This window comes from Streptomyces sp. NPDC002573 (assembly GCF_042889625.1).
Lineage (GTDB): Bacteria > Actinomycetota > Actinomycetes > Streptomycetales > Streptomycetaceae > Streptomyces > Streptomyces gibsoniae.
The window spans coordinates 115,613-129,966 of record NZ_JBIARC010000006.1 but is presented as its reverse complement, the minus strand read 5'-3'; the positions used below and the strand labels follow the sequence as shown (position 1 = coordinate 129,966).

The window sequence follows — 14,354 nt, the reverse complement described above, 5'->3', positions numbered from 1 at the left end:
GAGCGTGCGGTGTTACCGGGCCGGCCGTCGCGGGCACCACGGAACTCATCGACGACCCATAGGAGTTCGCATGAACAGCCTCGACCGCTACGATCACGACCCGGACGCCCTGGCCTGGGCCCGCGCCAAGATCCGCAGAGCCGTCGACCGGGCCGAACGCGCCGCCGGCAACGGCTCTCTCAGTGCCGAGGAGCGCGAGGAGTGGCGGCGCATCGCCTCCTATGTGCGGCGCGAACTCCTCACCCGCGACGATGTCGCCCACGCCGCGTTCGACGAGCGCCTGCCCGCCTTTCTCGGCGCGATCCCGGTACGGCACGCTGAGGGACACGAGGATCCGGAAGCCACACTCAACACCCTCTCCCCCGCCGAACGCCTCAAGACCGCGGGGGCCGTCGCCAGGATCCGGGCCTGGATCGCCAGCGAACCCGTCACCGCCGACACCGGCTTCGGGGACGGTTATCGCGAGGCCCTCCGCGACATACAGGTCCTCATCGGGCCGGCACCCGAGGAACATCCTGAGCAGGATCACGAGGAGCCCGCTCGATGAAACCGCCGGTGCCCGTCCGTCACGGGTGTGTGGGATGCGACGTGCTGCTGTTGCTCCGTTGCAGGGCTTCCTGCCCTCGCTGGTTCGCGACCTGCAAAGCCTTCAGATAGTCGGCCTGCGGCAGGCGAGCACACTCCGGTGCTCCTATCCCGCCGTGCCGCCCGGTGACCATCCTGTCGGTGCAGGCGGCGATCTGACCGGCGCTCGCGTGGGTGGCCTTGGCGGTCGGGCGCGCGGGCGTGCCGTGGCCCGGGGCCGAGCAGGCCGTCAGAGCGAGGGCGACGGCGGCGAGTACGACAACGGTGGTGCGGGACAAGGGGTCTCCCGAAGGCACGGTGGCCGGTCTGCGCGGCAGACGGCCTGGAGGTACGGCGGCACGAGGACGGACACCGCGCGCCGCGCCGCCACGCTATCGGACCGTCAGGTCTTCGACGACCGCACTCGGCGCGGACCTGAGAGCCGTTGATCTGACGGCCGTTGACCGGGCCGTCGGCCTGACGGACCGCTCACCGCTCGGCGCCGCTCGCCCCTTGGTGCCGTCACCGCCCGGTGTCGCTCAGCGCTCGGTCGGAGCCCCCAGTCCCGTCAGTGCGCCGACCGGGTCCGGGTCGGGGGTGCCTCGGGGCCACCAGTCCTCCTGGCCCGGTTCCGACTCGTAGGCGTACCACAGTCCGTCGCGGCCGAGCCGGAGCTGGGCGTGCCCGTCCGGGTGGGTGAGGCGGTTGCGCCAAGGCCGGAACGCGGGCAGGTCCGCGGCCAGGAGCTGGGGACGGGCGCGGTCGAAGCGGCCGGCCGGCGGGTCCCACGGTTCCTCCAGGACGGCGAGGGCCTCCGGTCCGCCCTGCCGCCACGCGGCCACCGCGCGCCCCAGGTCGGCCGTGGTCCGCCCGGTCGCGGCGGCCAGCGAGGAGTACAGCGGCCGGGTCGCCGCCGTGAGGCCCGAACCCGGACGGGCCGCGGCCAGCCGTACCGCGTCCTGCCACAGCGTCAGGTCCGCGACCGGATCCTGCCCGGTGGTGAGCAGGGCGTGCGCCCGGGCCGCCGCATCGGTGGCCAGCTGGTCCAGGGCGAGCGGGTCCGGGCCGCCGGGCGCCGCCGGGTACGCCGGTGGCTGCTCGGGGTGGGCGGGCGGGCGCAGCGGGGCGGGAAGCGGCGGCAGTGCGCGCCGGGCGACGGCCTCACTGGCCCGCACTCCGGGCACGGGCGCGGGCTGCTGTTCCCGAGCCGCGCGGGCCGCGCGGGCCGCGTTGCGCCGGGACAGCGCGTCGATCAGTTCACGCTCGCCCCGGCCGCGAAGCAGGAGCAGTACGAAGGGGTCCTGGTCCAGCAGCCGGGCGGTCTGATAGCAGACCGCGGCGGCGTGCTTGCAGGGGCGGCCGTCGTCGGGGCAGTTGCAGTGCGGTTCGAGGTCGCCGGGCCCGGGGAGCAGCCGGATGCCGCACTCGGCGAGGGAGTGCGGCACCTGTTTGTCCAGCAGCGCCGCGATATGGCCCGGCCGCTCGGCGGCGGCGTCCAGGAAGCGGTCCCACTCCTCGTCGGAGAACGCCCGCAGCCGCACCTGCACCCGGTACGGACGCGGACGACTCCCCTGGACATAGGCGAGGACGAGCCCCGGGGTGACGGTGATGGCGTCCACGTGCCCCCGGTCCGCGTACGCCCGTCCCCGGGTCAGCCGGGCCGCGTCGAGGGCGCCCTCCTCCAGCGCCGCGACCCAGGCGTTGCCCCACCACGTCCCGGCGAACCGGTCGGAGGCGTCCTCCCCGGACTTCGGCTTCGACGTGCGCGTCGGCAGGGAGGCGAAGGTGCGCCGCAGGTCGCTGTCGCGGCCCGGGGCGGCCATGGAACGCGGGTAGCGCGCAGCCGGGGGCGCGGCGGGCAGCGTGTCCCGGGGCTCCTCGGGCGGATCCGGCTTCACCTGCCGGCGTTTCGAGAACAGGTCCACCACCTCGGGGAGGGAGCGGGTGGACGCCTCCTCCCTCTTGCCGCCGGTGGACGGCGGAGTGGCGGCGGTCCCGCCTCGCGGTGCCACCGACGGCGGGAGCCCGAAGGCCCCGGCGATCAGATCCCGGACCTCTCTGCTCCGGACACCGGCCGCCCGCGTACGGGCGTCCCGGCGCCGCCGGGCCCCGGACAACCGGACGACACGGGACGGCTCTGTGCCGCCGCCGGGCGGCCCCGGTTCGGCGGGTGATCTCCGGGTGCCGGGCGCAGTCTGGCTGCCGGGTGTGCTGGAGGGGCCGGGCGGACGCCGCGGTTCGCGGTCCTCTGCCGCCCTCGTGTTCCGCACCCGTTCCGCTTCTGCCTCGGCCCGGGCGGCTTCCGCCCGGGCGGCGCGCAGGGCCTCGCGGGCGGCGTCGCCGGGGCGAGTGGCGCGGGCGGGTTCCGAGGGCGCGCCTGTCGCCGCGTCTCCCCCGGTGCCTTCTCCGGTCCCTCCGCCAGGCCCGGTCCAAGTCCCAGTCCCAGTCCCAGTCCCAGTCCCAGTCCCAGCCGGAGTTTCGTTCCCGGGCCCGTCCGGCGTCACCGCGCCCGTCCCGGGCTCCGTACCGCTGCGGCGGTCCGCGTTCGCCCGTCGTAGGGCCGCGCGTGCCGCGTCGCCCGGTCGGGAGGGCTTCGCCGCCCTCTCCTCGGGCACGGTGACCTCCGCGTCCTCGGCGGGCGGCTCGCCGTCCCGGCGCTGCTCCGCTGCCCGCTCCCGTTCCCGTGCGGCGCGCAGTGCGCGTCGCGCCGCGTCGGACGGGCGCCCGTCCGCGCCCGGCGTCTCCTCGGGACGCGTCTCCTTCTCCGCCCCGTTCACTCCGCCCTCCTCAGCGACACCAGGTCCTTCAGCTCACGGTCGGTCAGTTCGGTCAGGGACGACTCGCCGGCGCCCAGGATCGCGTCGGCCAGCGCGCGCTTGGACTCCAGCATCTCGGCGATACGGTCCTCGACCGTGCCCTCGGTGATCAGTCGGTGGACCTGGACCGGCTGGGTCTGGCCGATGCGGTAGGCCCGGTCCGTGGCCTGTTCCTCCACCGCCGGGTTCCACCAGCGGTCGAAGTGGATGACATGGCCCGCGCGGGTGAGGTTCAGGCCGGTGCCCGCCGCCTTCAGGGAGAGGACCAGAACCGGGGTCGCCCCGCTCTGGAAGCGGTCCACCATCCGCTCGCGGTCGGGCACGGCGGTGCCGCCGTGCAGCAGTTCGACAGGCACCGCCCGGGAGGCCAGGTGCGTGGTGATCAGACGGGCCATGCGGACGTACTGCGTGAAGACCAGTGCCGAGCCGTCCTCCGTCAGCAGCGTGTCCACCAGTTCGTCGAGCAGGGCGAGTTTTCCGGAGCGCGCGATGAGGCCGGCCGCCGTCCCGGTGTCCTCCTTCAGATAGAGCGCGGGGTGGTCGCAGATCTGCTTGAGCGAGCCGAGGAGCTTGAGGACCAGGCCCCGGCGGGCGATGCCCTCCGCCGTCTCGATCGCCAGCATGGATTCCCGGACCACCGCCTCGTAGAGCGCGGCCTGTTCATGGCTGAGCGGCACCGGGTGGTCGGTCTCCGTCTTCGGCGGGAGCTCCGGGACGATCCCCGGGTCGGACTTCTTGCGGCGCAGGAGGAAGGGACGGACCAGGCGGGCCAGGCGCTCCGCGGCCTGCGCGTCCTCGCCGTTCTCCACGGCGCGTGCGTGCCGGGCGCGGAAGGACTTCAGCGGCCCGAGCAGTCCGGGGGTCGTCCAGTCGAGCAGGGCCCACAGCTCGGAGAGGTTGTTCTCCACGGGAGTGCCGGTGAGGGCCACACGGGCGGGCGACGAAATCGTGCGCAGGGCCTTCGCCGTCGCCGAGTAGGGGTTCTTGACGTGCTGCGCCTCGTCCGCGACGACCAGGCCCCAGGGCTGTTCGGCGAGCCGGGGGGCGGCCGTGCGCATCGTCCCGTACGTGGTGAGCACGAACCCTCCCTCCAGGCCGTCCAGGGTGCGCTCGGGGCCGTGGAAGCGGCGGACCGGGACGCCGGGGGCGAACCGGGTGATCTCCCGCTGCCAGTTGCCCAGCAGCGAGGCCGGGCAGACCACCAGCGTCGGTTCGCGACGCGCCCGGCGCAGATGCAGGGCGATGACGGTGACCGTCTTGCCGAGCCCCATGTCGTCGGCGAGGCAGCCGCCGAGGCCTAGGGAGGTCATGAGGTCGAGCCAGCCGAGGCCCCGCAGCTGGTAGTCCCGCAGCCGGGCGGCGAGGCCCGGCGGCGGTTCCACCGGGCCGACGCCCGCCGTCAGCCGGTCCCGGAGCGCGGCCAGCGCGCCGACCGGCACCGCCTCCACCGTCTCGCCGTCGACCTCCGTGCTGCCGGTGAGCGCGACGGACAGCGCGTCCACCGGGTCGAGCAGACCCAGCTCGCGCTTGCGGGCCTTGCGGACGAGGGCCGGGTCGACCAGCACCCACCGGTCGCGCAGCCGGACGACCGGGCGGTGGGCCTCCGCGAGCGCGTCCATCTCGGCCTCGGAGAGCGGATCGCCGCCGAGCGCCAGCTGCCAGCGGAATCGCAGCAGGTCCTCGCTCTCGAAGAACCCCGTGCCGTCGGTCGCCGAGCCGGGCGCGGACCGGACGACCGCGGTGGCGGTGAGGTCCTGCGCCAGGTCCCGGGGCCAGTGCACCGCGACCCCGGCCGCGCCCAGCCGGGTGGCCGCGACACCCAGCAGCTCGCCCAGTTCCTCCTCGGACAGCGCGAGGACGTCCGGCGTCTCCTGCTCGGCCAGCCGCTCCAACGGGGGCCACACACGGGCCGCCCGGCGGACGGCGAGCGCCGCGTCCACCCGCGCGCGGGGGCCGAACGCGGTGGCCGCCTCGCCCGCCCACAGCTCCGCCGCGTCCACGACGAGGGTCGGATCGGCGAGGCTGTGCACCTGCACGACCGCGGCTCCGGAGCGGCGGGCGCCCTCGGCGTCGTCCAACAGGTCGTACGCCGACAGGTCCAGGCGCAGCGAGATCCGCACCCCCGCGTCCATGCCGGCCGCCACCTCGGCGGCCCAGGCGTGGGCCTCCGGCAGCCGCTGTGGACCGGCCGCCGCGAAGGGCCGGCCCGCGGTGTGGGCGGCGGCCGGGGTGCGCGGCAGGGTGTCCGCGACCGCGTCGAGAAAGGACCGCACGAGGGCCTCGGGCTCGGGCAGCAGCAGGGGGCCCTTGCCCGGGAGCGGGACGGCGTGCCCCTCGTACGGCAGGGCGGCGGCGATGGCCCTGAGGTGGGTGATGTCGTCCGGCTCCAGGGGACCGGCGCGCCAGGCGTCGTCCCCCTCGGGGGTGAGTCCGGGCAGCAGGCGCCCGCGCGCGACGAGCCGGAGGGCGTGCAGGGCGGCCGCGCCCCAGCAGGCGGTGGCGGGGTGTGCGGCGGGATCGCGCCGGGCCCGGGTGAGCAGCGGCAAGGCCTCGGCGACCGGCAGCGTCACGGCGGGCACGGTGCTTCTGCGCACTCCTGATCCGTGCGGGCGCACGACCGTCAGTTCCTCGGTGGCTTCCGACGGCGGTCGTCCGTCCTCCGGGTCCCAGAAGGCGACCCGGCCGCGGCGGGGCAGCGGCTCGGGCAGAAAGACGGCGGCCAGCCGCACGGGCACGGCCGCCTCGGCCATCTGGTCGGCCATCTGTCCGGTCACCTCCCGCCGTCGTCGCATCGAACGTCTTCGACTCTACGGGCGGGGTCTGACAATCGGCTCCGGCGAGCGGCCGGGCCCGGACGATCCGGGGCCGGCCGCGGCCGTCAGGGGATCGTGCGCGAGACCACGTACACCGTCGGGTGCTGGGGGTCGGTCCTGTTCACGACGACGTCGAGGGTGGGTGCGGGGTTCTTCTGCGCATGGGTCAGCCCGGACCAGGGGCCCGGTCCCGTGAAGGCCCAGTCGACGACGTGCCGGTCGCGCTCGCCGATGGCGAGGTCGTCCTTCTTCAGCGAGGAGGGCGTGGCCTTCAAGGTGCTCAGGAAGCGGTTCAGGCCGTCGTCGCTCGTGCTGAACTGCACGTAGAGGCGGCTGGTCTTCCAGTTGTTCGTCTCGTAGGACGTCACGTCCGTGGCGTCCCACGGGATCCAGACGTCGTACAGACGGCGCTGGACCCGCGTGGGCCAGCCCTCGGTCAGTCCGGTCGCCGAGTACTTGGCCTCCTTGTCCTTGCCGCTGTTGCGGCTCTGGTTGGCGGAGATCACCAGGTAGCCGGCGGGGACGCCGATGAGCAGGCCGATGATCAGCAGGGTGAGCGCCCGGCGCCGGAACTTGTGCCACCCGTCCTCCGGGGGCCGCGAGGGCTCGTCCGGCGGTGACGACTGACGCGGTATCGAAACGGTGGCGGTCACAGCGGCCCCTTGGCGGTGCGGCGGTCCTGCGCGTACCGCTCGTAGCGTTCGTAGCGCTCCACGCGGCGCCGGTTGGCGCGGCGGAAGCGGCGGGCGACGAGCCGGGCGAGGTCCGCGGCGCCGACCATCCCGGCCTCGGGGCCGAGCTGGGCGCGCGCAACACGGGCCTCGGGCCGGTAGCCGCGACCGGTCAGATGGCGCCGGAAGGCGTCCCGGGCGGGACCGATGAGCAGGTCGTCGGCCGCGCTGACCCCACCGCCGATCACGAAACAGGACGGGTCCAGGGCCGCCGCCAGGTTGGCGATGCCCACCCCGAGCCACTGGCCGATGTCCTGGAGCAGCTCGATGCACATCGCGTCGCCCTCGCGGGCCAGATCGGTGATCATCGGGCCGGTGATGTCGGCGATGTTGCCCTTGACGTGCTCGATGATCCCGTACGCCACCGGGGAGTCGGCCGCGGCCAGCTCCTTGGCCTCGCGGACCAGGGCGTTGCCGGAGCTGTACTGCTCCCAGCAGCCGCGGTTGCCGCACGGGCAGCGGTGGCCGCCAGGCACGACCTGCATATGGCCGAACTCACCGGCGACGCCGAACTTGCCGCGCTTGACCTGCCCGTCCTCCAGGATGGCGCCGCCGATGCCGGTGCCGAGGGTGATCATGACGAGGTGGTCCTCGCCGCGGCCGGCCCCGAAGCGCCACTCGGCCCAGGCGGCGGCGTTGGCGTCGTTGTCGACCAGGACGGGGACCGCGAGCCGGCCGGCGAGGCGGTCGCGCAGGGGCTCGTTGCGCCAGGACAGGTGCGGGGCGAAAAGGACACGGTTGCGGTCCGCGTCCACCCAGCCGGCCGCGCCGATGCCGACGGCGTGCACATCGTGCCGGTCCGAGAGATCGAGGACCAGCTCGACGATGGTGTCCTCGACGACCCTGGGGCTCTTGGACTTGTCGGGCGTCTCGGTGCGGAGCTTCTCCAGGATGTTGCCGTCGGCGTCGACGACGCCCGCCATCACCTTGGTGCCGCCGATGTCGATGCCGACCGTCGGGACACGCGGGGCCGTCAGATGCGAACGGCGCTCGCGTGTGCCCACGGTCCGCAGGACGGTGGCCCGGGCGGAGCCGCGGTGGGTGAGGTCGCGGTAGGTGCTCATCGCGCCCGATTCTGCCTTACCTCGCGGCGGGCTTGCATCGCGGAGTCCCGGCGCCCGGTGCCATGCGGGAGGGCCGCGGGCCGTGCGATCCCCGCGGCTGTGCCGGGCGTGGTGCCGCTCGTCCGGCGAAGCCGCACGGACCGCTCCACCCGGCGGAACCGCACGGAGCCGCACACCCGGCGGGACCGCACAGGCCGCTGCCTCTCGCCTCTAAAGACGGCCGCGTTCCAGTTCATGGCGCAGATCGTCCAGCTCGTCGCCGCCCGCCATCTGCCGGGTCAGCTCGTCCAGGGTGATCCCCTCACGGGTGTGGCTGCCCACCATCGTGCCGCGCTTGAGCAGCACGAAACGGTCGCCCACCAGATACGCGTGATGCGGGTTATGGGTGATGAAAACAACACCCAAACCCTCGTCCCGTGCGGCAGCCACATATTTGAGGACCACACCCGACTGCTTCACACCCAGGGCCGCCGTCGGCTCGTCCAGGACCAGCACCTTGGCGCCGAAGTAGACCGCCCGCGCGATCGCCACGCACTGGCGCTCACCGCCGGACAGGGTGCCGATGGGCTGGTCGACGTCGCGCAGGTCGATGCCCATGCGCAGCAGTTGCTCGCGCGTCGTCCGGCGCATGAAGTCGACGTCCAGGCGCTTGAAGGGGCCGACGCCCCGGCGCGGCTCGGAGCCGAGGAAGAAGTTGCGCCAGACCGGCATCAGCGAGACCACGGCGAGGTCCTGGTAGACCGTGGCGATCCCGCGGTCCAGGGCCTCGCGCGGGGAGGCCAGACGGGTCTCCTCGCCCTCGATGCGGAAGGAGCCGCCGTCGTGCCGGTGCAGCCCCGCCACGATCTTGATGAGGGTGGACTTGCCCGCGCCGTTGTCGCCGAGGACGCAGGTGATCTCGCCCGCGTGCACCTCCAGGGAGACGCCTTCGAGGGCGCGGACGTTGCCGTAGCGCTTGCTGACGTCCTCCAGGCCGACGAGCGCGGTGCGCCCGGTGACGTCCTGGGGCATGTCCTCGGTCATGTCCGTGGTCACGTCGTCGGTCATGCCGTGGCCTCCGCGCGCTTGCGGACCCAGATGTTGAGCAGGGTCGCGAGGAGCAGCATCGCTCCGAGGAAGAACTTGAACCAGTCGGGGTTCCACTCGGCGAAGACGATGCCCTTGCTCGTCATGCCGAAGAGGAGGGCGCCCACCGCCGAGCCGATCGCGGACCCGTAGCCGCCGGTGATCAGACAGCCGCCGATGACGGCCGCGATGATGTAGATCAGCTCGTTGCCGACGCCCTCGCCGGACTGGACGACGTCGTACGAGAACAGCAGATGCTGGCCGGAGATCCAGGCGCCGAGGGCGACACCCATGTAGAGGCCGATCTTGGTGCGCCGCACCGGTACACCGACTGCGCGGGCCGCGTCCTTGTTGCCGCCGACCGCGAAGATCCAGTTACCGGCGCGGGTGCGGAGCAGGATCCAGGAGGCGAGGGCGACCAGGGCGAGCCACCACAGGATGGTGACCTTGAACTGGACGCCGCCGACGGTGAACGTGGAGGCGAAGAGGGCCTGTGCCGAGGAGAAGCCGTCCATGTCGGAGATGGACTTGGTGGACACGGTGCCGCTGATCAGCTTGGTGAGGCCGAGGTTCATGCCGGTCAGCATCAGGAAGGTGCCGAGCGTGACGATGAAGCTGGGCAGTCCGGTGCGGGTCAGCACAAAGCCGTTGAAGGCGCCGATCGCGAGCGTGACCAGGAGCGACACACCGACGCCGACCCAGACGTTCGCGGTCATCTGGTAGCTGAACATCGACGACATCAGCGCGGACGACGTGACCATGACGCCCGCCGACAGATCGAACTCGCCGCCGATCATCAGCAGCGCCACCGGGACGGCCATGATGCCGATCGTGGACGACGCGTACAGCACCGTGCTGAGGCTGGACGCCCGCAGGAAGCTGTCGGCGACGATCGAGAAGAACAGGAAGACGGCGAGCGCGCCCACCACCGAGCCCAGCTCCGGGCGGCCGAGCAGCCGCTTCAGCGGAGAGGTCCCGAGCAGGCGTTCGTCCGTGCCCGTCCGCGGGCTCTCGGGCGCGGACGCCGGTGCGGCGGCGGTCATCGCGTACCCCGCTTCGTGTACTGCTCCAGCGCGGCGGCTTGATCCTTGGTGATGATCTGCGGTCCGGTGAGGACCGGCAGGCCGCCGCCGAGGGCGTTGGCGTTGTACTTGTAGAGCCAGAGCTGGTCGACCGCCTCGTAGCCCTGGAGGTAGGGCTGCTGGTCGACGGCGAAGCCGAGGGTGCCGTCCTTCAGCTCGGACGCCACCTTGGCGTTGAGGTCGAAGGTGTCGACCTCCGCCCGGCTGCCGGCGTCCGACCTGGCCTTGACCGCGGTGTCGGCGTACGGGGCGCCGAGGGTGACGACGGTGTCGACGGACTTGTCCGACTGGAGGCGCGCCTCCAGGGCGGACTGCACGTCCGGCATGTTGGTGCCGTTGACGTAGAGGTTCTCCACCGTGCCGTGGAACGACTTCTTCACACCCGCGCAGCGCTGCTCGTGGCCCACGTTGCCCTGCTCGTGCAGCACGCACAGGACCTTCTTGCGGCCGCGCTTGTTCAGCTCGTCGCCGACGGCCTCGCCCGCGATCGTCTCGTCCTGGCCTATGTGCGCGAGCGCGCCGAACGCCTTGGACTCCTCCGAGCCGGAGTTCACCGTGACCACCGGGATGCCGGCCTTCTCGGCGCGGGCCACGGCGGCCTTCATCGCGTCGGGCTTGGCCAGCGTGACGATGATGCCGTCGACCTTCTGGTCCACGGCCGCGTCCACGAGCTGGGCCTGCTGCTGGGCGTTGGCGTCGTGCGAGTACAGGAAGTTGATGTTGTCCTTGACGGCGGCCTGCTCGGCGCCGCTCTGCACGATGTCCCAGAAGGTGTCGCCGTCCCCGGAGTGGGTGATCATCGCGAACGTCCAGCGGGGGGTGCTCACCGCCGACCGGCCCTGGGCGGCGGCCGCGTTGCGGGCGTCCTCGGCACGCTTCCCGCCGTGGCTGCTGCACCCCGCCAGGGATAGGCCGAGCGCCCCTGCCAGCGCGATGGTTGCCCAGGTCCGAAACCGTGCCACGAGCCCGTGCCCTTCTTGCGTAGTTCCTTGGAACCACCAAGTATCACCGACCGCAGATCGACGCCGCAGGTCAGGGGGCACGCGGGGACGGCGGGCCGGCGCTTCGGAGCCGGGGCGGCCGGGGGCGGGGAACGGCGGGAGAGGCCCGAAAACTCAGGGGCGTACGAGCAGTTGGAACTCGAACGAGTAGCGCGAGGCGCGATATGTGTGCGTGCCGAACTCCACAGCGCGACCCGTGTCGTCGAACGCCGTGCGCTGCATGGTGAGCAGCGGGGCACCTTCGGGTTCGCCGAGCCGCTCGCCCTCGACCGGGGTGGCGGCGCGGGCCCCGACGGTCTGCCGGGCACTGTGCAGGGTGATGCCCGCGGCACGCATCAGGCGGTACAGGCCCGTCGACTCGAGGTGCTCGGTCTCCAGGTCCAGCAGGCCGGTCGGCAGAAAGTTGCACAGGTACGCCATCGGCTCGCCGTGCGCGAGGCGCAGCCGCTCGATGCGGTGCACCTCCACGCCCTCGGGCACCCCGAGCGCGGCGGCGACCTCCGCCGAGGCGGGCGCGAAGGCGTTGACCAGGACCCGGGTCGCGGGGCGCTGCCCGGCCGCCTCCAGGTCGTCGTAGAGGCTGCTGAGTTCCAGGGGGCGCTTGACCTGGCTGTGCACGACCTGGGTGCCGACGCCGCGGCGGCGCACCAGCAGGCCCTTGTCGACCAGGGACTGGATGGCCTGGCGGACGGTGGGCCTCGACAGACCGAGGCGCCCGGCCAGCTCGATCTCGTTGCCCAGCAGACTGCCCGGCGTCAGCTCCCCGTGCTCGATCGCGGCCTCCAGCTGCTGGGACAGCTGGAAGTAGAGCGGTACGGGGCTGTTCCGGTCGACGCCGAGCTTGAGGGAGACGGTCGGATCCACATCTGGTTTCGGCACGGAGCGAGCGTAGCTCCGGGACCTGTTGACGGGAAGTTGTGTAGTCCGGTTGTCCGGACAAAGCATTGACAGGGTGGGGGGTACGCCTCCAGGTTGTTCCCATGCGCATCGGACTCATCGGAGCAGGTCGGATCGGCAGCTTCCACGCGGCCACGCTCAGCCGTCACCGTGAGGTGGGGTCGCTCATCATCACCGACGTGGACACGGTCCGGGCCCATGCGCTCGCAGACCGGCTGGGCGAGACGGCCGCACCCGGTGCGGACGAGATCTTCACCTGGGGCGTGGACGCCGTGGTCATCACGGCGGCGACCGCGGCCCACGCCGAGCTGATCGGCCGGGCGGCGCGCTCCGGGCTCCCGGTGTTCTGCGAGAAGCCTATCGCGGTGGACCTGGCGGGCACACTGACCGCGCTCGCCGAGGTCGACGCCGCGGGGACCGTGCTGCAGATGGGTTTCCAGCGCCGCTTCGACACGGGCTACGCGACCGCGCGGGAGACCGTGCGTTCCGGGCGGCTCGGACGGCTGCACACGGTCCGCGCGCTCACGGCCGACCAGGCGCCGCCGCCGGCCGCGTATCTGCCCGTCTCCGGCGGCATCTACCGCGACTGCCTCATCCACGACTTCGACATCCTGCGCTGGGTCACCGGCCGGGAGGTCGTCGAGGTGTACGCGACCGGGTCGGACGCCGGCGGGGCGATGTACCGGGAGGCGCACGACGTCGACACGGCGGCGGTGGTGCTCACCCTGGATGACGGCACGCTGGCCACGGCGACCGCGACCCGCACCAACGGCGCCGGCTACGACGTACGGATGGAGCTCGCCGGCGAGCTGGACACGATCGCGGTGGGCCTGGACGACCGTACGCCGATCACCTCGACGGAACCGGCCGGGCCGCCGCCGGCGGACAAGCCGTGGACCGGTTTCCTGGAGCGTTTCGCGCCCGCCTACCAGGCCGAGGTCGCCGCCTTCGTCGAGGTGGTGCGGGGTGAGCGCGCCAACCCGTGCGACGGACACGAGGCCCTCCAGGCGCTGCGGATCGCCGAGGCCTGCGAGCTGTCCCGCCGGGAGCGCCGCCCGGTGCACCTGGGCGAGATCGCGGGCCTGCGCCGCTGATCCGCCCCCTGACTCGGTCCGCTCCACGTCCGCTACCAGCGCACCGGAAGGCTGCGCACTCCCCGTATCAGCATGCCCGGCAGCCGCGGGCCGGGCGGACCGTCGAGGGCCAGGTCCGGGCAGCGCTCCAGCAGGGTGCGCAGGGCCGTGCGCGCCTCCAGCCGGGCCAGGGGTGCCCCCAGACAGAAGTGCATGCCGTGCCCGAACGCCAGATGGCCCTGCGGGGCGCGGTGGACGTCGAAGCGGTGAGGGTCGGGAAAGCGGGATCCGTCCCGGCCGGCCGAGCCGAGCCCGACGATCACCGGGTCGCCCTCGGCGATGGCGGTCCCGGCGATCTCCAGCGGCTCCGACGCATAGCGGAACGTCGCCGACTCCACCGGTCCCTCCAGGCGCAGCACCTCCTCGACGACGCCGTCCAGCAGCGTCATGTCGGCGCGCAGCGCGGCGAGTTGCTCCGGGTGGGCGAGCAGCGTGTGCACGGCGTTCGTGATCAGGTTGACCGTCGTCTCGTGGCCCGCGACGAGCAGGAGGAAGGCCATCGCGCGCAGTTCGCTGCCCGAGAGCCGGTCGCCATCCTCCGCGCGGGTGCGGATGAGATCACCGAGGAGGTCGTCGGCTGGGGCCGTACACCGCTTGTCCTCTATCAACTCGTCCAGGAATCCGGCCAGTTGCCGCATGGCGGCGAATCCGGCCTCCGCGCCGGACGGGGTCACGACCTCGTTCGACAGGGCGCGGAAGGCACCCCGGTCGATGTCCGGGACGCCGAGCAGTTCGCAGATGACCGTGATGGGGAGCGGATAGGCGAAGGCCTCCACCAGGTCGGCCCGCCCCTTGGGCAGCATCTCCTCGATCAGCTCGTCGGTGAGGTGCTGGACGCGCGGGCGCAGCGCCTCCACACGGCGCATGGTGAACGAGCGGGCGACGAGGGAGCGCAGCCGGGTGTGCTCCGGCGGGTCGACGACCAGCATCTGCCGGCCCATCACGTCCTCCGCCAGGTTGAACCGCCCGTTCTTCGTGGCGTCCTTGGAGAATCTGGGATCGGCGAGGGCGGCGCGCGCCTCCTCGTACCCGACGATCAGCCACGCCTCCCCCTGGTCGGGCGGCGGCGTGCGCACCCAGTGCACCGGGCCGCGCTCGCGCAGCTCGGCGTAGACCTCGTGCGGGCTCTGTGTGAACCGCGCGCCGTACTCCCCCAGATCGATCATGGTCCTCCCCCTCCGTCACCTG

Annotated in this window: 12 protein-coding genes; 2 read left to right on the top strand and 10 right to left on the bottom strand. The window is 72.9% G+C overall.

Annotated elements, in window-relative coordinates; genetic code table 11:
• The first annotated feature begins 70 nt into the window (after positions 1-70).
• Positions 71-547 (top strand): hypothetical protein, encoded by a 477-nt coding sequence (locus ACFYX0_RS08525; protein WP_388967956.1) that lies wholly within the window; start codon positions 71-73, stop codon positions 545-547.
• Between the two features lie 19 nt (positions 548-566).
• Here the strand turns inward: ACFYX0_RS08525 and ACFYX0_RS08520 are convergent, their stop codons facing one another.
• The 9 genes from ACFYX0_RS08520 to ACFYX0_RS08480 all read right to left on the bottom strand — a co-directional run bounded on the left by ACFYX0_RS08520 (position 567) and on the right by ACFYX0_RS08480 (position 12,000).
• A complete protein-coding gene (locus ACFYX0_RS08520) occupies positions 567-863 on the bottom strand; it encodes a hypothetical protein (RefSeq protein WP_388967954.1) in 297 nt (98 codons plus the stop codon).
• A 240-nt stretch (positions 864-1,103) separates the two neighbouring features.
• Complete coding sequence (locus ACFYX0_RS08515; RefSeq protein WP_388967951.1) at positions 1,104-3,341, bottom strand: SWIM zinc finger family protein; 2,238 nt, start codon at positions 3,339-3,341, stop codon at positions 1,104-1,106.
• On the bottom strand, positions 3,338-6,142 hold the full coding sequence (locus ACFYX0_RS08510) for a DEAD/DEAH box helicase (protein ID WP_388967948.1): 2,805 nt from the start codon (positions 6,140-6,142) through the stop codon (positions 3,338-3,340). The genes ACFYX0_RS08515 and ACFYX0_RS08510 overlap by 4 nt, the downstream gene beginning before the upstream one ends.
• A gap of 116 nt (positions 6,143-6,258) precedes the next feature.
• Positions 6,259-6,846 carry a sugar kinase gene (locus ACFYX0_RS08505; RefSeq protein ID WP_388967946.1) on the bottom strand — a complete coding sequence of 196 codons (588 nt, stop codon included), beginning with the start codon at positions 6,844-6,846 and terminating at the stop codon, positions 6,259-6,261.
• The gene (locus ACFYX0_RS08500; RefSeq protein ID WP_388967944.1) at positions 6,843-7,988 is read right to left on the bottom strand and encodes an ROK family glucokinase; all 1,146 of its coding nucleotides are present in this window, start codon (positions 7,986-7,988) and stop codon (positions 6,843-6,845) included. The genes ACFYX0_RS08505 and ACFYX0_RS08500 overlap by 4 nt, the downstream gene beginning before the upstream one ends.
• A gap of 210 nt (positions 7,989-8,198) precedes the next feature.
• Positions 8,199-9,011 carry an ATP-binding cassette domain-containing protein gene (locus tag ACFYX0_RS08495; protein ID WP_388968223.1) on the bottom strand — a complete coding sequence of 271 codons (813 nt, stop codon included), beginning with the start codon at positions 9,009-9,011 and terminating at the stop codon, positions 8,199-8,201.
• A 20-nt stretch (positions 9,012-9,031) separates the two neighbouring features.
• Entirely contained in the window at positions 9,032-10,096 is a 1,065-nt protein-coding gene (locus tag ACFYX0_RS08490; protein WP_388967941.1) for an ABC transporter permease, read from the bottom strand.
• Complete coding sequence (locus ACFYX0_RS08485; protein WP_311693332.1) at positions 10,093-11,097, bottom strand: sugar ABC transporter substrate-binding protein; 1,005 nt, start codon at positions 11,095-11,097, stop codon at positions 10,093-10,095. Before ACFYX0_RS08485 ends, ACFYX0_RS08490 begins: the two co-directional genes overlap by 4 nt.
• A gap of 153 nt (positions 11,098-11,250) precedes the next feature.
• Positions 11,251-12,000 carry a GntR family transcriptional regulator gene (locus ACFYX0_RS08480; RefSeq protein WP_388968220.1) on the bottom strand — a complete coding sequence of 250 codons (750 nt, stop codon included), beginning with the start codon at positions 11,998-12,000 and terminating at the stop codon, positions 11,251-11,253.
• 116 nt (positions 12,001-12,116) lie between these two features.
• Here ACFYX0_RS08480 and ACFYX0_RS08475 point away from each other — a divergent pair, with 116 nt between their 5' ends.
• Positions 12,117-13,127 (top strand): Gfo/Idh/MocA family oxidoreductase, encoded by a 1,011-nt coding sequence (locus ACFYX0_RS08475; RefSeq protein ID WP_388967938.1) that lies wholly within the window; start codon positions 12,117-12,119, stop codon positions 13,125-13,127.
• Between the two features lie 32 nt (positions 13,128-13,159).
• Here the strand turns inward: ACFYX0_RS08475 and ACFYX0_RS08470 are convergent, their stop codons facing one another.
• Positions 13,160-14,332, bottom strand: a complete 1,173-nt coding sequence (locus tag ACFYX0_RS08470; RefSeq protein WP_388967936.1) for a cytochrome P450 — start codon at positions 14,330-14,332, stop codon at positions 13,160-13,162.
• Between the last annotated feature and the right edge of the window lie 22 nt (positions 14,333-14,354).

What these genes read in the sequence shown, in the direction of transcription:
- ACFYX0_RS08525 (WP_388967956.1), top strand. Translation starts at nt 71, where the DNA reads ATGAACAGCCTCGACCGCTACGATCACGACCCGGACGCCCTGGCCTGG.
- ACFYX0_RS08510 (WP_388967948.1), bottom strand. Translation starts at nt 6,142, where the DNA reads ATGGCCGACCAGATGGCCGAGGCGGCCGTGCCCGTGCGGCTGGCCGCC.
- ACFYX0_RS08500 (WP_388967944.1), bottom strand. Translation starts at nt 7,988, where the DNA reads ATGAGCACCTACCGCGACCTCACCCACCGCGGCTCCGCCCGGGCCACC.
- ACFYX0_RS08495 (WP_388968223.1), bottom strand. Translation starts at nt 9,011, where the DNA reads ATGACCGAGGACATGCCCCAGGACGTCACCGGGCGCACCGCGCTCGTC.
- ACFYX0_RS08490 (WP_388967941.1), bottom strand. Translation starts at nt 10,096, where the DNA reads ATGACCGCCGCCGCACCGGCGTCCGCGCCCGAGAGCCCGCGGACGGGC.
- ACFYX0_RS08475 (WP_388967938.1), top strand. Translation starts at nt 12,117, where the DNA reads ATGCGCATCGGACTCATCGGAGCAGGTCGGATCGGCAGCTTCCACGCG.
- ACFYX0_RS08470 (WP_388967936.1), bottom strand. Translation starts at nt 14,332, where the DNA reads ATGATCGATCTGGGGGAGTACGGCGCGCGGTTCACACAGAGCCCGCAC.